9 protein-coding genes and 1 pseudogene are annotated in these 22172 nt (G+C 58.8%); 5 read left to right on the plus strand and 5 right to left on the minus strand.

All coding sequences use genetic code 11. The annotated features are described in order from the left end of the window. Window position 1: 1 nt before the first annotated feature. From ABQ278_RS10990 to ABQ278_RS11005, 4 genes are all read right to left on the minus strand, one after another. Window positions 2-7072, minus strand: a complete 7071-nt coding sequence (locus tag ABQ278_RS10990; RefSeq protein WP_349319630.1) for a hypothetical protein — start codon at window positions 7070-7072, stop codon at window positions 2-4. 300 nt (window positions 7073-7372) lie between these two features. Beyond that, complete coding sequence (locus ABQ278_RS10995; protein ID WP_349322150.1) at window positions 7373-8770, minus strand: TolC family protein; 1398 nt, start codon at window positions 8768-8770, stop codon at window positions 7373-7375. A gap of 13 nt (window positions 8771-8783) precedes the next feature. Continuing rightward, window positions 8784-11978, minus strand: a complete 3195-nt coding sequence (locus ABQ278_RS11000; RefSeq protein WP_349319631.1) for an efflux RND transporter permease subunit — start codon at window positions 11976-11978, stop codon at window positions 8784-8786. A gap of 11 nt (window positions 11979-11989) precedes the next feature. Beyond that, window positions 11990-13144 (minus strand): efflux RND transporter periplasmic adaptor subunit, encoded by a 1155-nt coding sequence (locus tag ABQ278_RS11005; RefSeq protein ID WP_349319632.1) that lies wholly within the window; start codon window positions 13142-13144, stop codon window positions 11990-11992. Between the two features lie 151 nt (window positions 13145-13295). Here ABQ278_RS11005 and ABQ278_RS11010 point away from each other — a divergent pair, with 151 nt between their 5' ends. From ABQ278_RS11010 to ABQ278_RS11030, 5 genes and pseudogenes are all read left to right on the plus strand, one after another. Beyond that, a complete protein-coding gene (locus tag ABQ278_RS11010; protein WP_349319633.1) occupies window positions 13296-14009 on the plus strand; it encodes a TetR/AcrR family transcriptional regulator in 714 nt (237 codons plus the stop codon). A gap of 355 nt (window positions 14010-14364) precedes the next feature. Further along, complete coding sequence (locus ABQ278_RS11015; protein ID WP_349319634.1) at window positions 14365-17604, plus strand: TonB-dependent receptor; 3240 nt, start codon at window positions 14365-14367, stop codon at window positions 17602-17604. 93 nt (window positions 17605-17697) lie between these two features. Then, window positions 17698-18423, plus strand: a complete 726-nt coding sequence (locus ABQ278_RS11020; protein ID WP_349319635.1) for a SapC family protein — start codon at window positions 17698-17700, stop codon at window positions 18421-18423. Continuing rightward, window positions 18420-19471: pseudogene (locus ABQ278_RS11025) on the plus strand (cupin-like domain-containing protein). Before ABQ278_RS11020 ends, ABQ278_RS11025 begins: the two are co-directional and overlap by 4 nt. Before the next feature lie 24 nt (window positions 19472-19495). After that, window positions 19496-20995: a tryptophan halogenase family protein gene (locus ABQ278_RS11030; protein ID WP_349319636.1), complete on the plus strand. Its 1500-nt coding sequence runs from the start codon at window positions 19496-19498 to the stop codon at window positions 20993-20995. Between the two features lie 5 nt (window positions 20996-21000). On the opposite strand, the gene ABQ278_RS11035 is transcribed toward ABQ278_RS11030, so the two are convergent. Next, window positions 21001-22119 (minus strand): lactonase family protein, encoded by a 1119-nt coding sequence (locus tag ABQ278_RS11035; protein ID WP_349319637.1) that lies wholly within the window; start codon window positions 22117-22119, stop codon window positions 21001-21003. Window positions 22120-22172 lie beyond the last annotated feature (53 nt).

Here is a 22172-nt window from a genome sequence, read left to right on the forward strand (position 1 = left end):
ATCAAGCCATGGCATTGTTAAGCGCCGCCAGTTGCGCCGACGACAGAGAGGCGATCTGCGTTGTGGTTAGGTAACTGATCTGCAAGGCGCTGAAACCGTCGATCTGCGCCGGCGTCAGGCTGGTAAGGAAGGTGGTGCCGAGCAGCGCCATATTGGTCGAGCTGATCCCGGTCAGTTGCGAAGCCGAAAGCGCCGCATATTCACCGGTCGAGAAGCTGTCAAACTGCGACGGCTGTAGTCCGGCCATCTGGGTCGGCGTGATTGACATGAATTGGGTCGAGGTCAGGGCCGCGCGCTGCGTCGAGCTCAGGTCGGCAAACTGGGTAGCAGTCAGGCCGGAGAGATTGGCGTTGCTAAGTGCCTGCAATTGCTGGGTCGTCAGGCTGCGCAATTGGTTGCGCACCAGCGCGCCAAGCTGGGTCGAGGTCAGGGCGGCGAATTCGGTCGTGGTGAACGAGGCGACGTCCTCAGCCGTCAATCCGCCGATCTGGGTCGTGGTCAGGCCGCCCAGTTGGGTAAGGGTCAGGGCAGTGATCTGGGTGGTGTTAAGGCCTGCCAGTGCCGTGGTAGTGAAGCCGCTGATCTGGGTCGGGGTCAAAACCGCCAGTTGGGTCAGCGACAGGCTGGCGACCTGGCCGTAGTTCAAGCCGCTAATGCCGGTAGCAGACAGCGATGAAAGCTGCGTTGTGGTGACCATTTCAATATGGGCATCGAGCAGGGCCGACACGCCCGTGGCCGACAGCGCCTTGAACTGAGTCAGGCTGAGCGCTGCCACCTGCGAAGCATTGAGCGCGGTAATGGCGGTGGTGACCAGCGCCCCGACCTGCGTCAAGGTCAGATTGCTAATCTGGCCGGTGGAGAGGCTTGCGGCCTGGGTCGCCGACAGGCTGGCGATCGCCGTGGTCGAAAGCCCGGCGGCCTGGGTGGCCGAGAGGTTGGATATCTGCGTCGCCGTCAGACCGTTGGCGCTGGTGGTGGTCAGGCCGGCCAGTTGCGCCGCCGTCAGGGCGTTGAACTGCGTGGTCGTCAGGGCGGCGATGTCGTCACTACCGAGACCACCCAGTTGACTGGATGTCAGGCCGCGTAGCTGAGTCGAGGTCAGGAGCACCATCTGCGCAGTCGTCAGACCGCTGATGGTGCCCGAAGCGATACCTGACATTTGCGCTGAACTTAAGCCTTTGAGCTGCGTGGTGCTGAGATTGGCCAGCACGGTCGAGGTCAGGCCGCCCATGGCCGCAGCGCTGACCTGCGTCAGTTGCGTCACGCTCAACTGGCCAAACTGCGTTGTGCTGAGCGCTGACATTTCGGTGGAGGTCAGGCCGGCCAGTTGCGTCGAGGTCAGGATGGCCAGTTGCGTCGAGGTCAGGGCGGCGATCTGCTCCGTCGTCAGGGCGGCGATCTGCGCCGAGCCCAGCGCCTTCAGTTCGGTAGTGGTCAGGGCGGCAAACTGCGTGCTGGTGAGCCCACTTAATGCCGTACGCGAAAGCCCGCCGATCTGGGTCGAGGTCAAATTGCCGATCTGGGTTGACGTCAAGGCGGCGATGTCGGTGGTATCAAGCGCACCAACCTGCGCTGCCGTCAGCCCGCGCATCTGGGTCGAAGTAAGGGCAGCGATCTGAGCCGTATTGAGCCCGGCGATAGCGGTGGACGCAATGGCGCCAAGCTGGGTAGAGGTCAGAGCAGATATCTGGGCCGTGCTCAACGCCCCGATCGCGTCATAGCTCAAGCCGCCAAGCTGTGTCGTGTTGAAATTGGCAAGGATCGTGGAATCCAGTCCTGGGATTTCCGCCGGATTGAGTGCCGAAAGCTGCGTCGCTGTGAGACCACGTAGTTGCACCAGACTGAGGCCCTGTAATTGCGTCGAGGTCAGGGCCGATATCTGATCCGTCGTCAGGCGCCCAAGCTGGGTGGAACTGAGCACGCTCAACTGTGTGCGGTCGAGCCCACCGACCACGGCCTCGCTCAGACCCGTCAGGCCCGAACTGGACAGGGCTGCAAGCTGCGTGGTCGATACCGCCGCGAACTGCGTCGATGTCAGGGCGGCCACGCCGGTGGCCGACAGGCCATTGATCTGCGTCGTGGTCAGCGCGGATATCTGCGAGGTCGTCAGGCCGTTGATATTGCTCTCGTTCAGCGCCCCCATCTGCGTTGCGGTCAGGCTCTTGAACTGGCCGGTGCTTAAGCCCCCTACCTGCGTCGAGGTCAGGCCGGCAATGGCGTCGGCGCTGAGCGCTCCCACCTGCGTCGAGGTCAGGCCGGATAGCTGTGTCGTGCTAAGCGCTTCCGCCTGTTCGGGATCCAGCCCCTTGATTTGGGTCGAACTGAAACGGGCCAGATCGGTCGCAGTCAGTTGCCGGACCTGCTCTGTAGTCAGGCCGGCTATCTGGGCCGATGTCAGGGCGTTGAACTGTGTGGTGCTGAGGCCCGCGATCTGCGTCTCCGCAAGCCCTCCCACCGCTGTCGTCGAAAGTGCTGCCACCTGCGTCAAAGCCAGGGCCTGCAGTTGTGTCAGGTTGAGAGCACGCATCTGCGCATCGTCAAAGCTGGCGATCGCTGTCGTAGTCAAGGCCTTGATCTGTGTGGCGCTTAGGGCCGCAAGCTGGGTGGCGCCGAGCGCCGATAGCGTGCTGGCGTTCAGAGCCCGAATCTGCGTCGCCGTCATCGCCGACAGCAGGGTGGTGGTCAGGCCGCTGACATCATCGCCGGTCATGGCGGCGATCTGCAAGGTCTCCAGGCCGGCAAGCTGGGTGGTGGTCAGCGAGGCCATCTGGACGGCGCTAAGGCCGTTGAATCCGGTCACCGACAGGGCGCCCAGTTGCGTCGAGTTCATCACGCCGAGTTGCGACAGGCTGAGCGCGGCCGCTTGCGTCTGCGTCAGGGCCGACATCTGGGTTGTGGTCAAAATGATGGTATTGTCGATGCCGAGGCCGCTGATCTGACCGGCGCTTAAAGACGCGATCTGTGTCGCCGTCATGGCCTTGATCATGGCAGTATCGAGCGCCTGCAACTGGCTGGTGCTAAGGCCGGATAGACCGGTGGTCGATAGCGACGCCACCTGCTGGGTCGAAAGATAGCCGACCTGCGCCGTCGTCAGGGCCGCGATCTGCGCCTCCGAGAAGCCACTGACCGCCTTGTTGCTCAAGGCCGCGATCTGGGTCTGTGTCAGGCCGGGGATCTGCTCGGCCGCTAGGTTCTGCATCTGTGTGGCGGTCAGGGCTGAAAGCTGGGTCGTGCTGAGCGCGCCGACGATCGTGGTGGTCAGGCCGCTGATCTGCGTTGCGTTGAGCGCTGCGATCTGGGTCGTTCCCAGGGACAGAAGCTGACTGGTGCTCAGGCTTGATAGCTGCTCGGCATTGAGCGCCGTTATGCCATTTTGCGAAAGCGCGGAAAGCTGGGTCGTGCTGAGCGCGTCGATTTGGCCGATGGACAGAGCGGAGATGGCGGTCGAACTGAAGGCATTCAGCGCCGTCGTGGTCAGGTCGACCACCTGAGTCGAGCTGAGCGCCGCGATCTGCGCATCGGTGATGGCGCCGAGCGCTGCCGCATTAAGGGCGCGGAACTGCGTGCTCGACAGGCTGGCGAGATTGCCGGCGGACAGATTGCCGATCTGGGTCGAAGTCAACCCCGCCATCTGAGTTGTGGTTAAGGATTGCAGAGCCGTGATCGTCAGCGAATCCAACTGGCTGGCGCTTAAACCTGAGAAAGCGGCGGCACTCAGGCTCTTGAGTTGTGTGGACGTCAGGGACGAGAGTTGATCGGCCGAGAAACCGGCCGAAGCCGTTGCGGTCAGGCCCTTGAGTTGTGTGGTGCTGAGTTCGAGAATCTGCGTTGTATTAAGCCCGGACAGGCTGGTGCTGGTCAGCCCGGCCAAAGCTGTTGACGTCAACACATCAATCTGGCTGGTGCTGAGTTGCGCCAGTTGCTCGGAGGTCAGGCCCGCCATCTGGCTTGCGACAAGACCATCCACTTGTGTCGTCGAAAACGCCGCAACCTGTTGCGTTGTCAAAAGGCCGATCTGGGTGGAACTGAGCGCACGGGTCTGTGTGGTGGTCAGGCTGGCGATTTTGGTGCCCAGAGCTGCAAGCTGGCTGGTGGTCAGGTTCTGCACCTGTATGGCGCTTAAGGCATTGAGCCCCGTGGTGGTCAGGGCCGCGATGCGCGTATCGTTCATGCCTGCCAAGGCGGTGGTCGTCAGGGCCGCGAGCTGCCGCGTCGAGAGGGTGTCGATTTGGGTACCGGTCAGGGCCCCGACCTGGGTCGAACTGAAACCGCCAAGGCTGGTGCTGGTCAGGTTGGCCAGTTGCGTCGTCGTCAGGTGACTGACCTGATCCGCGCTCAAAGCGCTGGTCTGGGCGGCGCCAAGCGCGGCAATCTGCGTCGTCGAGAAACGCGCCAGCGCATCGACACCGAAATCGGCGATTTGGGTAGCGGTCAATCCGCGCATCTGCGCTGCCGTCAGCGCCCCGACCTGCGTCGCGTTCAGACTAGCGAATTCAGTCGCGGTCAACTTGCCGACTTGTGCCGCCGTCAGGCTGGCGATCTGCCGCGCCGTCAGGCTGGCCAGTTGCGTACCGCTGAATTCGGCGAAATCATCAACTGTCAGGCCGGTAAGCTGGGCGGTCGTCAGATTGGTCAGGACACTCGTCGTCAGCCCCGCCACCTGATCTCCATTGAGCGCGCTCACCTGGGCCGCGTTCAGCGCCCGCCACTGGGTCTGGCTGAGCGCTGACAACTGGTCGTTCGACAAGGCCGATATAGCCGTCTTGGTCAGACCGAGCAACTGGGTCGTTTCCATCTCCGCCAGACGGGTCTTGCTGAGCGCCACGATCTGGGCGTCGCTCAGGCCGGCAATGACCGTCGATGTCAAGACGTCGAACTGCGTGGTCGTGAAGGCGCCAAGCTGTGTATTCGATAGATTGCCGATATCATCAGCCGCCAGCCCCTTGATCTGGGTAGTCGACAGGCGGCCGATCTGTTCCAGCGTTAGTCCGCCGACCTGATCGACGCTGAGATAGCCCATCTGGGTGACAGTGAACGCCGCCACCTGCGTGCTGGACAGAGAAGCGATCTGCGCCGTGCTGAGGCCGGCCAGTTGGGCCTTGGTCAGGGCGGCCACCTGCGTCGTCGTCAGGTTATGCAGTTGCGAGGTCGTCATAGAACCGAGCGCGCCGGTGCTGACATTCATGATCTGCCCCGTGCTCAGGGCTGCCAGTTGCGCGCTCGACAGCGCCGCCAACTGATTAGCGTCGAGCGCCTTCATGGCTGTCAGGCTCACCCCCTTGAGCTGGGTGGACGACAAGGCCGCAAGCTGCGTCGTGGTCAGAACGGCTGCCTGCGTGACGTTCAGTCCAGCGATCTGGGTCGCGGTCAGACTGGTAAACTGAGTCAGGCTCAAGCCGGAAACCTGCTCAACGCTCAAATAACTGATCTGTGTCGCCGTCAGGGCCGCCGTCTGGGTGCTATTTAGGGCAGTCACCTGCTCGGTGCTCAAGGCGGCCATTTGCGTTTTGGTCAGGCCCGGCATCTGCGTCGAGGTCAGGCTTGCCAGTTGCGTGTTGGAAAACTCGCTGAGCGCCTGCGGATCGATGCCGCGTACCTGAAGCGATGTCATCGCGGTCAGTTGCGTCAACGAAAAGGCCGAGAGCGTCTCGATATCGAGCGCCGCCATAACCGTTGTGGTCAGCCCCCTCACCTGCGTCGTCGTCATCTCGTTCAGATGCGTGGTCGTCAACCCCTGCACTTGCGTCACAGTCAGGTTTGCGACCTGCGTCACGGTCAGTCCTGAAAGCTGTGTCACGGTCAGGCTGTTGAGCATGTCGGTGCTCAGACTGCGCAACTGAGCGCCGGTCAGGGCCGAAAGCTGTGTGGCGCTGATGACGTCGAACTGGGTTTCGTTAAGCATCGAAAGCGATGAGGTTGTCAGGCTGCTGACCTGCGTGGTTTTCAGCGCGGCGATCTGGGTCACAGAGAGAAGCGGCGCCTGATCCGTGCTGATCCCGGTCATCTGACTGGCGCTCAAGGATGCGATCTGCGTTGTGCTCAGTCCTCCGATCAGGCTTTCACTGAGATAACCGATCTGCACCTTGCTCAAAGCTGAAATTTGCGTTGAGCCGAAGCCTGAAAACTGCGTTGTGGTCAGGGTGTCAAGCTGGGTATCGGTCAAGGCCTGGACCTGCGCTGCCTTCATTTGGGTAAAGCGGCTGGCACTTAAAGAGGCGATCTGTTCCTCGCTGAGCGAAGCGATCACCCCTGCAGACAGGGCCGGCCACTGCGTTTCGTTGAGGTCGCTGAGGAAGGTGGTGCCCATATCGGACATCTGCGTCGTCGTCACGGCGCCGAGTTGGCCGGTGGTGAAGCCCGCGATCTGTGCCTCACCCAGCCCCATAATCTGCGTCGCCGATAGCGCCTTGATCTGGGTGGCGCTGAAGACAGCAAGCTGAGTGGGCGTAAGGGCCGACATTTGCTCCGGCGACAGGCCAGCAACTTCAGTCGTCGTCAACCCCTTGATCTGGGTCGTGGTCAGGCTGGCCAGTTCCGCGTTGCTGAAGGTGGCAAGGCCAGTGGTGTTGAGCCAGCCGATCTGGGTCGAGGTCATGCCGGCGATCTGGCTGGAGGTCAGCGCCTCCAGATTGGTCGCCGACAAAGCCTTGATCTGGGCCGAACCGAGCGCCGCCAGTTGCGTGGAACTGAGGGCCGCCAATTGCGTTGTAGTCAGGCTCGCCAACTGCTCGGTGGTTATACCGCGCATCTGAGCAGCGGAAAAGACCTCCAGTTGCGACGATGACAGAACCGCGAATTGCGCCGGCGACAGTTCGCCGATATCGATCGCCGTCAATCCCTTGATCTGCAGCGTATTTAGCGCGCCGATCTCCTCGACGCCGAACGCTTCCATCTGCACATCAATCAGCACCGTCAGTTGCGACGCGCTGAACACCATTTGATTCGTGGTGAAGGCGGCGATCTGGTCTGGTGTCAGCGCCATCATCTGGCGCGTACTGAGGGCCGCGATCGCCTCGGCGCTGAAGGCCGCGATCTGTGTCACCGATAAAGCGGCGATGTCCGTCGGCGTCATAGACTTGACGCCCAGGGGGGAAATAGAACTGATTTGAGCGGCGCTATAAGAGGTGTAGACCGACGTGACCACGGTTCTTCAATTCCTGACCTGGATGCATTCTGGGAAGGGCGGCATACAGCCAGGGACTCACAGGCCCGTAAGGGTGTATTTTACACCCTCCCAAGACCTAACACAGCCCGCACGTGCGTCCAACAAAAAATCAGGTATCATATGGGGAGGTACGTGTCTCACCATATCCATGACGCAAAACGGCGCGGCCGTGAAGCCGCGCCGTAATAACCGCCGGTTGCCCTGCAGTTAGTTACCAGTTCCCCCACCCAACACTTTGTAGAGTGTAATCAGGTTGGTGCTGCGCGCCTGACGAATCGAGATCAGGCTCTGTTCGCTGCTATAGGCCGTACGTTCAGCGTCTAACTGGTCGAGAAGGCTGTCAATACCGCTTGTGTAGCGGGCCTGCACCAACGTCAGGCTGATGTCAGCAGCCTTAGCAGCCTTGTCGGCGGCATCGAGACGCCGATCAATGGTAGCGCGCACAGCCAGAGCGTCCGCCACCTCACGGAAGGCCGTCTGTACCGTCTTTTCGTAAGTGGCGACGGCGATATCGCGCGAGGCCTCCGCTCCTTTGAGATTAGCGCGATTGGCGCCGCCGGCAAAGATTGGGACACTGATGGAAGGTACAAAGCTCCAGCTTCCCGTGCCTGACTTGAACAGTCCGTCGAGATCACCACTGGTGGAGCCTGTGCTCGCGGTCAGGCTGATGCTCGGGAAAAAAGCAGCCCTTGCTGCACCAATATTACCGTTCGCCACCTTGATATTGTGCTCGGCGCTCAAGACATCCGGGCGACGGATGAGCACATCCGATGGAAGGCCTGCAGGCAGATTGGCCAGGATTGCATTGTCATCAGGCAGCCCCGAGGGCAGATCGGCATCTGGCACCTCTGCCCCGCTCAACAACACAAGGGCATTGCGATCCTGATTGACCTGGGCTTCATAACGCGCCACATCGCCACGCGCTGTCTCGGTCAAGACTTCAAGACTGCGCAGGTTGATTTCGCTCATAGCCCCCAGATCGAAGCGTCGCTTTGAAAGCTGGTAATCCTGTTCGCGCGTCGCCAGGGTTTCACGGGCCAGACGAAGAAGATCCTGATCGGCGCCGAGTGTTATCCACGCCGAAGCCGTCTCCGCGATCAGTGAAATCTGTGTCGTTCGTTTGGCTTCGGTCGTCGAAAGGTAGGTTTCACGCGCCGCACCGGTCAGACTGCGCACTCGCCCGAACAGGTCCAGTTCATAGGCCGATATGCCGAGGGCGGCGTTAAAGCTGTCCGTGTCCGTGTTGGAAGCCTCTGTATGCGTGCGTGTCTCGGTGACGCTTCCCGCGATCGTCGGGGCCAGACTAGAACGCGTGGCGCCATATGAGGCGCGTGCCTTTTCGATATTCAACACCGAAATGGAGAGATCGCGGTTGTTATCGAGCGCGCGCCCTATCACCCTTTGCAGGCGAGGATCGAGGAAGACCTCGCGCCATGGCAGGCTGTCTGCCGACTGCTCGGAAGCTGTGGTGGCGGCTACCGGCCAATTTACAGCCACCGGGAGCTTAGGCTGTTCATAGCGCGGCGTCATTGTGCAGGCGCTCAGGGCAACGGCCGAAGCCGCCGCCATAAGAACAAGACGTGTGATACGGAAGGTGGGTTTCATGGTCATGTTCCGATCAATGTTCAGCCGGAGGGATATTGGAGGCTTGGGCCGCAGCGGCCTCGGCAGCGATTTCATCCTCACGGATGCGCTGGAGCTTGGCCATGTGCTTTTCGTCAGCCTTGAAGATCTTCTGAACCAGAACGAAGAACAGGGGCACAAAGAAGATGGCCAGGACGGTTGCGGACAAGACGCCGCCAATCAGACCTGTGCCGATAGCATGTTGGGCACCGGAACCTGCTCCATTGGATACGGCCAGAGGCACGATACCGAAGGTGAAGGCCAGCGACGTCATGATGATCGGACGCAGACGGATACGGACAGCCTCAAGCGTTGCCTCAATTAAAGGCATACCTTTTTCATGCAGGTCTTTGGCGAATTCGACGATCAGGATCGCATTTTTCGACGACAGGCCGATCGTGGTCAAAAGCCCGACCTGAAAATAGACGTCGTTGTTAAGGCCGCGCAGGCTGGTAGCCAGAACCGCGCCCAGCACGCCAAGCGGGATGACCATGATGACTGACAGAGGTATGGTCCAGCTTTCATAGAGAGCGGCCAGCAAGAGGAAAACGACCAGGATCGACAACGCGTAGAGTGCAGGTGCCTGATCGCCGGATTCACGTTCCTGCAAGCTCAGCCCCGTCCATTCGTAGCCGATACCGGCTGGGAGTTGCTTGATAAGCTTTTCCATTTCGTCCATGGCGGCGCCAGAGCTTTGACCTGGAGCAGCAGAGCCCTGAATATTGACCGCCGAGGTGCCGTTATAGCGTTCGAGACGCGGCGGGCCGAACGACCACTTTGATGAGGCGACCGAAGACAGGGGCACCATCTGGTTGGCGTCGTTGCGGACAAACCAGCGATCCATGTCTTCCGGCTTCATACGGAAGGGAGCATCGCCCTGCACATAGACCTTTTTGACGCGGCCGCGATCGACGAAGTCGTTGACATAGGAACCACCCCAAGCGGTCGAGATGACCGAGTTGATGCTCGACGTGCTAAGGCCCATGGCACCGGCCTTAGCCTGGTCGATGGTGATATCATACTGAGCGGTGTCTTCCTGACCATTCGGACGCACCTGCGTCAGCACAGGGCTTTGAGCCGCCATGCCAAGCAACTGATTACGTGCCTCGATCAGTTTTTCATGACCAAGACCGGCGTTGTCCTTCAATTCAAGATTGAAGCCAGAAGAATTGCCGAGTTCCGAAACGGCTGGTGGCACCAGTGTATAGATGGTGGCGTCCGGGTTCCCCATGAAATGCATCATGGCGCCGCCGGCGATGGCCGCCGCTTTCGACTGAGCCGCGTGGCGCTCTTCGAAATCCTTCAGGCGGATAAAGGCCATGCCGACATTCTGTCCCGATCCGGCGAAGCTGAAGCCGGAAATCGTGAAGGTAGCGTCAACGTCCTTGTTCTTGCTGAAATAGGTGCTGACATCACCCAGCACCTTTTGGGTGCGTTCCTCACTGGCGCCAGCAGGCAGTTGCACAAGCGCAAAGGCCATGCCCTGGTCTTCTTCAGGAAGGAAGGAACTGGGCAGACGCACAAACAGGAACCCCATGACCACCACGATCACAACGAAGACGATCATGTAGCGACCGCTCTTGCCAAGCATACCGCGGACAATGCCTTGGTAACCCTTACTGGCGGCGTTGAAGTTCTTATTAAACCAGCCGGCGAAACCGCGCTCACCATGGGTATGGCCCTTGGCAATCGGCTTCAACATCGTGGCGCACATCGCGGGCGTCAAGGTCAGAGCAACCACAACCGAGAGAGCCATGGCCGAAACCAGGGTCACCGAAAACTGGCGATAGATGACACCTTGCGAGCCGCCGAAGAAGGCCATAGGCACGAAGACGGCCGACAGAACCAACGCGATGCCAATGAGGGCGCCAGTGATTTCGCCCATAGATTTACGGGTGGCTGCGCGCGGGGAAAGCCCCTCCTCCGACATGAGGCGCTCGACATTTTCCACCACGACGATCGCGTCATCGACCAGAAGACCAATAGCCAGGACCAGACCAAACAAGGTCAGCGTATTGATAGAGTAGCCAAAGACGGCAAGGACACCGAATGTGCCCAGCAGCACCACCGGCACGGCGATGGTCGGGATCAGGGTGGCGCGCCAGTTTTGCAGGAAGACGAACATGACGATGAAGACCAGTACGACGGCTTCGATCAGCGTCTTGACCACCTCATGGATCGACAGGGTAATGAACGGGGTTGTGTCGTAGGGCACGACGTAATGCATCCCGGTTGGGAAACTCTTCGACAACTGAGCCATCTCCGCCTTAACGGCGTTGGCTGTATTGAGCGCGTTGGCACCAGGCGCCAGACGAATGGCAATACCTGTGGCAGCCTTACCATTGTATTTGGCGTTGGAGCCGTAGCTTTCCGCACCCAGTTCAATGCGCGCGATATCACTTAGATTAACCTTTGCGCCAGTTGAACTGTTCTTGACAATGATCGCCTTGAACTCATCGACGCTTTTCAGGCGCGATTGAGCCGTAATTGTGGCGTTGAGCGTGGTGCCAGCAACCGCAGGCAATCCACCGATTTGACCGGCCGAAACCTGCGTATTCTGGGCTGTGATGGCGGCAATCACATCATCCGGTGTCAGTTGCATGCCCGCCAGTTTTTGCGGATCCAGCCAGATACGCATGGCGTATTGCGCGCCAAAAAGCTGGACTTCGCCGACACCATCGACGCGGCTCAAAGGATCCTGCAGATTGCTCGCGGCATAATCGGACAGGTCGGTATTGCTGACCTTGTCGTTATCTGAATACATGCCGACGATCATCAGGAAGTTGGTGGCCGACTTGACGACCTGCAAGCCCTGCTGCTGAACGACCTGCGGCAGGAGCGCCGTCGCCGTCTGAAGCTTGTTCTGCACCTGTACCTGAGCGATGTCGGTATCAGTACCAGCCTTAAAGGTCAGGGTGATAGAGGTCGACCCATTGGAATCGCTGGTCGAACTCATATAGAGCAGCCCATCCAACCCCTTCATTTTTTGCTCGATGACCTGAGTCACCGAGTCTTCAACCGTCTTGGCCGAAGCACCGGGATAGCTGGCAGAAATCGAGACCTGCGGAAGCGCGATCTCCGGATATTGCGCCACTGGCAAGGTGAAAATGGCCAGCGTGCCTGTGAGCATGATGACGATGGCCATGACCCAGGCAAAGATCGGCCGATCGATAAAGAAACGCGATAACATGTGAACTGTCCCTATTCGGCGGCGTTGACGACGGAAGGCTTCACAGCCGCGCCAGGAGCGATTTTCTGAAGTCCGTTGACCACAACCTTGTCGCCAACAGCCAACCCGCTGAGCACCAGCCATTTTTCGCCAACCGTCTGCCCAAGGGTGACGGGACGCGATACGACCTTGTTATCAGGACCAACAACGAAAACCGTCGCGTTACCCTTCGGATCGCGCTGCACAACAGCTTGTTCGACCAGAATACCATTGGTAGCAACACCGGTTGAAAGCTGAGCGCGGACATACATACCCGGCATCAGCAGACCGTCGGGATTGGCGAACACGGCTCGCAGATTGACGGTACCTGTTCCTTCATCAACCGTGACATCAGAGAACTGCAGCTTGCCCTTCAGCGGGTAGGTCGTGCCGTTTTCCAGGATAAGGGTAACATCGGCGCTGTCGGACTGGCCTTGTGTTCCAGCCTTAATGGCCGCCTGCATCGCGAGCATGTCGGCGACCGAACGATTGATGTCGACATAGACCTCGTCACTTTTCTGAATGGTGGCGAGTGCATTCGCTTGCCCGGCCGTGACCAGCGCTCCAGGCGTATAGGTCGACTTGCCAATACGACCCGATATCGGCGCGGTGACGCGGGTATAGCCAAGATTTATGTTGGCCGTTTGCACAGAGGCCTTCGCGGAAGCGACTTGCGCCAGAGCCTGTTGCAGAGCGGCCTGAGCGTCGTCGTTATCCTGTTTCGATATGGCGTTGATGGCGACCAGTTCCTTATAACGGTCTGCCTTGAGCTTCGCGGTTGTCAAGGCTGCATTAGCATTGGCGAGCGTTGCCTGCGCGCTGTCATAAGCAGCCTGATAGCTGGCGGGATCAATCTGATACAGCGACTGCCCCTGCGTCACGAGAGCGCCTTCCGTAAAAAGGCGCGCCTTGATGATGCCGCTGACCTGAGGGCGCACATCCGACACCAAAACCGACGCTGTGCGGCCACTCAACTCTGTCATCAAGGTAACCGGTCGGGATGTCATGACCTCGACATTGACGGGCACAGGCCCTCCAGCGCCCGGCATCTGGCCTTTAGGGCTACATCCCGCCAAAGGCATAGCCATTGATGCGGTAACGACGGCAAGTATGACGAAAGGACGCATAGGATAACGTTTGGGTGCCATGAGCGGCTCTCCGAAATGAACTATAAAGGCGCGCCGACCAGAACGTCGCCGCATACAGGGGCAGTTAACGCAAATTAACGAGAGTGAACGTTCATTCTCATTTAATTGGCTTTATTCTCGCGTCTGCTGTATGTCAAGTCTAAAGGGGTGGATGTCGGGACGCGAAAAACAAAACGTCGCACATCTTATAGAGGAATTATTAATGAACCATATTGAGGGGAATGCCACGGAAACCCTTAAAGCGCAACGCCCACGGATAAATCGCGAGGCGCGGCAGCAGCAAATTCTGGATGCCGCGATTGCTTGCGTTCTACTTCACGGCTTTCATGGCGCCAGTATGTCCGAGATTGCAAAGCAGGCACGGATGAGCGTGGGCGTCATCTATCGTCACTTTGAAAATAAGGAAGCCATCATCGAAGCAATTGTGGCCCTGGACATTGCGCAACTGCGCACCGATGTGGCGGAATCCCTTTTGCGCGCCGAAACCGGCGAGCACGAGTTCTCGCTGGAACACGCGATTGCCTTTATCTCCCGTCAGCATGAACGCAAACGCAGCGCCCTGGCCTTAGAAATCTATGCTGAAGCGGCACGTAACCCTAAGGTAGAAGCCATTGTGCGCCGATCCGCCGCTATAGAGCGCGAGCTTATCCTGACCCTGGTAAAATTTTCCGCTTCGCCTGGCCTTAGTCCGGTCGAGCTCGATGCCCGCGCCGACATGCTGCGCATTATTGCTGATGGCATGACAGTACGTGGGCTGTACGCGACCGACACCGATCATACCGCTCTCGCTCGCGTGCTTAAGCCCGTATTCGATATGATCTTACATCTCGACAGAGCTGCGACACGCCCCTACCTTACGAGGTAATCGCCCCCACAAATATGTCAGGCATGTAAACTGTCGTATATATACAACAACCACTGGTAAAGTTCCCGTTTCACGATATTCCATATTTGAACTGACAACCTTGTCATGATAGCGGTATCAGCATAACGAAGTCGCAACTCGGTTGTCGAAGATTTCATAAAGGGAATGAAACGCCAGGGGCAAGCCAAGTCCCAAGCGCTTTGTATAGAGTTCTTGTCTGGCCGCAAACGCGGACACCAGGCATGAGGGAGTGCGTCAAAATCTTTGTGTATTCAAAGGCCTGCTCAACAGGCATGTAGACATAATAGTTCCGGCGTACTCAGTGACGACTAAAGAAAACCAAAGGGAGAAGAGAATGACCAATAGATTTGGGGGCCTTATGCGTAAGGCTGTCCTGTGCAGCGTTTCGACGCTGGCTCTGGGCGCTATGACGAGCACTGTGTTCGCGCAGGACGCGACCCCGGCAGCACCGGCAGACGAGTTAACCGTCGTCGTGGTGACGGGCATCCGCGGTTCGCTGCAACGCTCGATGAACATCAAGAAAAACGCCACCGGCGTTGTCGACGCCATCTCGGCGGAAGACATCGGCAAATATCCCGACACCAACCTGGCTGAATCGGTTCAGCGCGTTCCTGGCGTGTCAATCAACCGCGTTAACGGCCAAGGTTCGGAAGTCACAGTCCGCGGCTTTGGTCCCGGCTTTAACCTCGTTACCTTGAACGGCCGCGTCATGCCGACCGCCAACGTCTCGGTCGTCGGTGGTGACACAGACTTCAACGGCGGCGGCACGCGCAACTTCGATTTCGGCAATATCGCCTCTGACGGCATCAGCGGCTTTGAAGTCTACAAAACCGGCAAAGCTAATATCGCTTCCGGCGGTATCGGCGCTACCCTGAACATCAAGACCCTGCGGCCAATCACCCAGGCAGGTCATCGCGGCAGCCTGTCGGTTAAGGCCCTGCACGGCGACAATATGGTCGACGGCAAGGACATCACACCGGAAGTTTCCGGCGCCTATAGCTGGACGAACGACTCGAAGACCTTCGGTGTCTCCCTGTTCGGCGCCTATTCTGAACAGGACATCGCTACCCGTTCGGCGACCCAGAACGCGTGGAACATCGACTATTTCGCGACTTGCCCGACCACGAAACCTGACTGCTCGCTTTTCCTGCCTAAGTCCAGCGGACGCCTGCGTTACGATTCCAATGGCAATCTGCTGACCGAGATCACGAACCGTCCGCCCGACGGCGCGCAGGTCTCCTACGCCAACGACAGCCGTTATCAGCTTAACGACGCGCACACGGAGCGCACCAACCTGCAGGCCACCATTCAATGGCGACCAGCCGAAAACTGGCTGTTCACGGCTGATGCCCTTTATTCTGAAAATAAGGCCAGCGAACAACGCGCCAACTCCGGCAACTGGTTCAACCGTCCGTTTGATAAGATCACCTTCGAAAAGGGCGCCTCCGGTATCTACAACGCCGTCTACATGCAGGAAAATGAAAACGGCACCAAGGATATGGGCTTCGAGCAGGCTCTGCGCGGCACCAAGGACACCCTCACCTCATTCGGTCTGAATGCCGAATGGACAATCAACGACAAGATGAGCGTCACGTTCGATGCACATAGCTCAAAAGGTGAGTCCTTGCCTGGCAATCCGAATGGCACCAGCGCCGTTCTGATCGCTCTTGGTGCTCCCGTCATCGCTGAACACTCCGTCGATTTCCGCGGTGATATCCCTATCCAGAAGTTCACGATCAATGACAGCAATCCGGTTTACAAAACCAATTCTGCCGGCAAACTCGTTGACGCCAATGACAATGTTATTGTTGACGCAAACGGCAACCTTCTCCCCGGCACCTCGCGGGTGATCGTTGGCTATCGCGGCAACAACAACGGCAAGCTGGATCTGGGCGATCTGGGTTCACAGGTCGGTCGCATGGTTACGAACAGCCAGACGCATCAGATCGACGAATTCAAGGCCAATTTCGCCTATGATCTTGAAGGCGAAAGCCGCTTCGATTTCGGGATCGATCTGCTGAAAGGCAAGATGGAAACCACGACCGGCCAGACCTATCAGGCTCTGGGCGACTGGGGTATCGGCAATCCGGGTGACGTGGCGCAGTATGCTCCGGGTCTTGTACAAACCTACGATATCGGCGCACTCTTCCAAGACTTCACGCCAGGCCAATCTAATATCGCCTTCCGTGGCAATGCTCTGGATATCTACAACGCGCTCGCCAAAGGCTATAACACCACGATTCCTACAGCCGCTCTGACATCGAACACGATCGAAGAAAATGTTAAAGCGATCTATGGTCAATTCCAGATGAAGGGCGATCTGCTCGGTATGGAAGCCGGTATCGTTGCCGGTCTGCGCTATGAAAAGACCGATGTCGACGCCTCGGCGGTTCAAAGTCTTCCGACCGCCATTCGCTGGACGGCGGACAACGACTCCACCGTCGATTTCAACGGCGGCGTTGTTACACTTGCGCAAAAAGCCAGCTACGATAACTGGTTGCCGAACCTCGATGTCACGCTGCATGTCCGTGACGACGTGATCGCTCGGGCGTCTTACTCCAAGACGATCGCGCGTCCCGCGTTCAGCGACATGTTCCTGACGACTACGGTTGGTGGCCCGCCTCGCCCCACGCTTAACGGCGTGAACCCTACCGCTAACAAGGGCAATGTTGACCTGCTGCCGCTGGAATCAAGCAATATCGATTTCTCGGTCGAGTGGTATTACGGTCCATCCAGCTATGTTTCGGCTGGTTTCTACAACAAGGACATCGCGAACTTCGTTGGTCGTGGTTCTGTCAACTCGGATCAATTCGGTCTGCGTGACCCGTCGTCCGGTCGTCCGGGCACGCGTTCAGGCGCAGCCGCAACGGCTCTAAGTAATATCGGCCAAGGCACCACGGATGTGAACCTGTTCACAATGACCGCTCTGATCATCAAGAACAACGGCAATTCGGCCGCCGCCACGAGCGAATATCAATCCCACCTGAATGGCGCGGGTAACTTGGATCAAACCTTCGTAGATCAGGTTTTGAAGACCTACGATATTACGGCTGACTCCACTGATCCGTTGTACACCTTTGTCACCAGCATCCCGGTCAACAACAAGAATGCTAACCTGCATGGCTTCGAATTCGCCATTCAGCACTTCTTCGGTGACACCGGCTTTGGTGTGTCGGGCAGCCTGACAACGGTTGACGGCGACATCGAGTTCGATAATTCGGCAGCCGATACGGACACAGTCCAATTCCCGCTGCTCGGCCTGTCGAACACCTACAACGTCACCGGGATCTACGATAAGAACGGCCTCTCGGCACGACTGTCGTATAACTGGCGCGATGAGTACATCAGCGGCGCAAACCGCGACGGTACAGCCCACAACCCGACCTATGTCGAGCCGTTCGGCGTGGTGGATCTCGCGGTCAGCTATCAGTTGACACCGAGCCTCCAACTCACCTTCGATGGTCTGAACCTGAACAAGGAACACATTCGTCAACACGGTCGCGATGATGTCAATTTCATCTACGCCCAGGAACTCGACACACGCTATCAGCTTGGCCTGCGTTACAAGTTCTAATACAATCGACGCATAACACCGTCACGGGAAAGGCCGCGGTTCGCCGCGGCCTTTTTCGTAAGGGTAACTAAGAACTGTGAGGATGAGAAAAAAATGACCCAGACCGTCCTGCTCGATAATGTCGAGCACCATGATTTAAGGCTGATCAGCGGCCATTCCGCGGCTTTGGGCGACAAGGTGAATATGGCGCTGGTCTTCCCGACCGAGTTCGCAGAGGTTCAGCGTGAATACCCGATCCTGTTCCGTCGTTCGGACAAGGGTACGTTTCAGGCCTTCGCCCTATTGGGCCTTGATCGCGACGAAAACCTTTACCTTGACGACAAGGGCTGGCAGGCCCGTTATATTCCGGCCATTCAGGCACGCGGCCCGTTCCGCATTGGCCTGCGTGAGCAGGAAAACGGCGTCACAGAACCGATGATCATGGTCGATCTCGACCATCCGCGCATCAGCCGCACCGATGGTGCCCCGCTGTTCCAGCCGCATGGTGGCCACTCGCCGGCGCTTGAGCGCGTCGTCCAGACCCTGCGCACGCTGCATGTCGGGGCCGAAGCCAGCCATGCCATGTTCACGGCCTTTGAAACAGCCGGTCTCATCGCACCGGTGGAGATCAACATCCGCCTCGATGAAACGACTCAGTACAGCCTCCCCGGCTTCTTTTCTATCAGTTCGGACGGCCTGAGCCAGCTTGACGGCGCAACCCTCGAAAAGCTCAACGGTGCCGGCTTCCTCGCTCTGGCTTTCTGCGTGCTGACCTCCATGGGCAATATGTCGCGGTTGATCGAGATGAAGAACCGCCAGCGCGCTCTTTTACCCGCCTGAACAAACGCGTAAGCAGTACGCCATGGCGCATATAACGACCAAGACCAAGGTTATCGAGGGGATCGCGCCCGACGCCATCCCTTACGATGACCTGTTAGCGATGCAGGCGCCGGTCATCCTTAAAGGCGTGGCGCGTGACTGGCGGCTGGTGCAGGCTGGCCTCGCCTCGCCACAGAACGCCATCAATAAGCTCAAGGGTTTCTATCAGGGCCGTCCGGTCACTGGCTTTACCGGCGCACCGGAAATCGGTGGCCGTTTCTTTTACAATGATGAGGTAACGGCCCTGAACTTCAAGGCCGAGCGCGTCATGCTTGACGCGTTTCTTGATCAGATAGCCAACCATCTCGCAGACCCCGCGCCGCCGTCCTTCTATCTCGGCTCGACCGATCTCGACACCTATCTGCCGGGTCTGCGCGCCGAGAACGATCTTGACCTCAGTCACCCGATGTTCGCCAACATCATCGCCAGTATCTGGATCGGCAATCGCACCACCGCCACGGCACATTTCGACATGTCGCACAATCTCGCCGTCTGTGTGGCCGGCCACCGTCGCTTCACGCTTTTCCCCCCCGAACAGGTGGACAACCTCTATCCCGGTCCGCTGGAACCGACACCCGGCGGCCAGGTGATCAGCATGGTTGATTTCCAAGATCCCGATTACACGCGCTACCCCGGCTTCCGTGAAGCTGAGGCCGCAGGTCAGGTCGCTGATCTCGAACCGGGCGACGTATTGTTCTATCCGGCCATGTGGTGGCATCACGTCGAGGCGCTCGATACCTTCAATATTCTGATCAATTACTGGTGGAACGCGACACCGACCTTCATGGACACCCCGATGAACACCCTGCTGCACGCCCTGCTCTCGTTGCGGGACCGGCCGGATGCTGAAAAGGCGGCGTGGCGCAACCTGTTCGACTATTACGTCTTCGGACCGGCTGAGCGCGCCGGCGCGCACCTGCCCGAAGCGGCGCGGGGTAATCTGGGGTCACTGGACGATATGAAGGCGCGACGCTTGCGCGCCATGCTGCTTAACCGCCTAAACCGATAAAAGAACCGATAAGGGAACATCGCCATGAACGAACAGCGCGTGAAGAAGGTGGTCATCGCCGGCGGCGGCACAGCCGGCTGGTGCGCGGCGGCGGCTCTGAGCAAGTTGATCGGTCCGTTGCTCGACATCACCCTGGTCGAATCCGAGGATATCGGCACGGTCGGTGTCGGCGAATCCACCATCCCGACCGTGCGCACCTTCCACCGGTTTCTCGGCATCGATGAGCGTGAGGTGATGCGCGCCACCAACGCCACCTTCAAGCTCGGTATCTCCTTCGAGAACTGGGCGCGCGAGCAAGATCAGTATTTCCATGCTTTTGGCACCATCGGCCGCTCACCGTGGATGGCCGATTTCCATCATATCTGGCTGCAAGCCAGGGTTGATGGCTATGGTGGCGATCTGGGCGACTATTGCCTGGAATTGCAGGCCGCCAAGGCTGGCCGCTTCCAGACCTCGGAAAAGGCCACGATCAATTACGCCTATCACCTTGATGCCGGGCTCTACGGACAATTCCTGCGCAAGCTGAGCGAGGCCAACGGCGTCAAACGTGTCGAAGGCAAGATCGCCCGCGTTGAACAGGACGCTGAATCCGGCTTCCTCACCGGCCTTGTTATGGTTTCAGGCGCCACCATCGAAGGCGACCTGTTCATCGACTGCACCGGCTTCCGTGGTCTTTTGATCGAGCAGACGCTGAAAACAGGCTGGGATGACTGGAGCCATTGGCTCCCCACCGACAGGGCTCTGGCCGTGCAGACAAACTCCGTCGGAACGATCATGCCCTATACCCGCGCCATTGCGCACGATGCTGGCTGGCGCTGGCGGATCCCACTGCAAAGCCGTGTCGGCAATGGCCTGGTCTATTGCAGCCAGTATCTATCGGAAGAGGACGCCCGCACGCGCCTGCTCGGCGCACTCGACGCCCCGGCCCTGTTCGATCCGCGCCTGATCCCCTATTCCACCGGTCGTCGCAAAACGTCATGGAACAAGAACTGCGTGGCGCTTGGCCTCTCCAGCGGCTTTATCGAACCGCTCGAATCCACCAGCATCCACCTGTTCCAGATTGGCGTAACTCGTCTGGTGCAGATGTTCCCCTTCAGCGGCATCACTGAGGCCCTGACCGATCGTTATAATCAGGCCGCCCGCGCCGAACTGGAACGCGTCCGTGACTTCGTTATTCTGCACTACAAGGCGACCGAGCGCGACGACAGCGCCTTCTGGCGCGACCGACGTAACATGTCCGTGCCTGACACCTTAGCGGCGCGTATCGAACTGTTCCGAGAAAAGGCCTATGCCTATCAGGCGCCGGACGATCTGTTCCGAGTCGATTCCTGGGTACAGGTCCTGCTCGGCCAGCGCATCGAGCCGCGCGGCTGGCACGGCGTTGGCAAGCTGATGCCGCGCGAAGACGCCATCCGAGGTCTGGAAGGCCTGAAAGGCAGTATCGCCAAGGCCGTCGCCGCCATGCCGCCACATGATCATTTCCTCGCACAATACTGTCCGATGGAAGACGCCGTGCCCGCCTGAAAGCCTTAAGCAGATACGCCGATAAAGACGGGCGTGGAAACGGCGATTTTTTGATCCTTCGGCGCCAGAGTGCCATCGGACTTGAGCTCGAAAACGACCAGATCGTTGCTCTTCTGGTGCGCCACGACAAGGCGCTTATGATCCTCATACACAGCGAAGAAGCGCGGCCAGTTGCCGAGCGTCGGCGACACCTGAATAAGGTTCAGACCGCCATCCGCCGCCACCGAAAACACCGCGATGCTGTTATGCCCGCGATTGGAGACGTAAAGCCGGTCACCCGCCGCATTCAACGCGATATGGGCGCAGTAGCTTTCGCCCTTGAAGCCTGCCGGCAAGGTAGTGATGGTCTGTGTAGCTTCAAAACGACCATTCTTCGCAGCTTTCAAGACAATCACCGTATTGTTCAGCTCGGTGACCAGATAGGCGTGAACGCCGTCCTTATGGAAGATCAGGTGACGCGGCCCGGCGCCGCCTGGCGCATGATAGGCCTCGAAAGCCTGCCCCACTGCGCCGGTTGCGGCATCGAAACTATAGCCCAGCACCTGATCGGTGCCGAGATCGACGCTGTAGATATAGTCGCCCTGAAACTGCACCCAGTGGGCGTGCGGCCCTTCCTGCCGGGCCTTGTTCGGTCCGGAGCCCGTATTCTGGCGATTGGCCGGCGGCTGCTCCAGTCCACCCTCGGCTCCGATCTTGTAGACCACGACATTGCCCGAAGAATAGTTGGCGACCGCGAGATAGCCGCCGCTGGGATCGAGCGCTGCATAACAGGGCGCAGCGCCCTGGCTGGAAACCTCATAGGTCTTTTTACACGCCTTGTCGTAGATACCGATGCGGCCTTCGTCCTTTTCGTTAAGCAGGTAATAGTGCTGTGAAACCGGACTATAGGCGCCAAATGAAACGTTTTCGATCGCCGGCAGAGGATCACCGAGTGTCCAGCTATCGGTGGCCGAAGTGTAGTTCAGCGGATAGATACCTTTGGCCGCATCCGAACTATAGGTGCCGACGAACAGATTAAGATCGCCCTCAGCCGCCTGTACGGTACCAAAGATGGAAGCGCCCGCCAGGGCTGTAGCGCCAGCCAGAAAAATGCGGCGATCAGGAGAGAGTGTCTGGCGAATCATCGGGCGGTCTCCGGGGGGCATCAGGTTAAAGGTTCAGCCCCACCCTAACCGAA

Origin of the sequence: Asticcacaulis sp. MM231, assembly GCF_964186625.1 — a bacterium.
GTDB lineage: Bacteria > Pseudomonadota > Alphaproteobacteria > Caulobacterales > Caulobacteraceae > Asticcacaulis.

Excerpts from the sequence above, each read along its gene's own strand:
- ABQ278_RS11015 (WP_349319634.1), top strand. The coding sequence starts at position 14,365 with ATGACCAATAGATTTGGGGGCCTTATGCGTAAGGCTGTCCTGTGCAGC.
- ABQ278_RS11020 (WP_349319635.1), top strand. The coding sequence starts at position 17,698 with ATGACCCAGACCGTCCTGCTCGATAATGTCGAGCACCATGATTTAAGG.
- ABQ278_RS10995 (WP_349322150.1), bottom strand. The coding sequence starts at position 8,770 with ATGAAACCCACCTTCCGTATCACACGTCTTGTTCTTATGGCGGCGGCT.
- ABQ278_RS11035 (WP_349319637.1), bottom strand. The coding sequence starts at position 22,119 with ATGATTCGCCAGACACTCTCTCCTGATCGCCGCATTTTTCTGGCTGGC.
- ABQ278_RS10990 (WP_349319630.1), bottom strand. The coding sequence starts at position 7,072 with ATGACGCCGACGGACATCGCCGCTTTATCGGTGACACAGATCGCGGCC.
- ABQ278_RS11005 (WP_349319632.1), bottom strand. The coding sequence starts at position 13,144 with ATGGCACCCAAACGTTATCCTATGCGTCCTTTCGTCATACTTGCCGTC.
- ABQ278_RS11010 (WP_349319633.1), top strand. The coding sequence starts at position 13,296 with ATGTCGGGACGCGAAAAACAAAACGTCGCACATCTTATAGAGGAATTA.
- ABQ278_RS11000 (WP_349319631.1), bottom strand. The coding sequence starts at position 11,978 with ATGTTATCGCGTTTCTTTATCGATCGGCCGATCTTTGCCTGGGTCATG.
- ABQ278_RS11030 (WP_349319636.1), top strand. The coding sequence starts at position 19,496 with ATGAACGAACAGCGCGTGAAGAAGGTGGTCATCGCCGGCGGCGGCACA.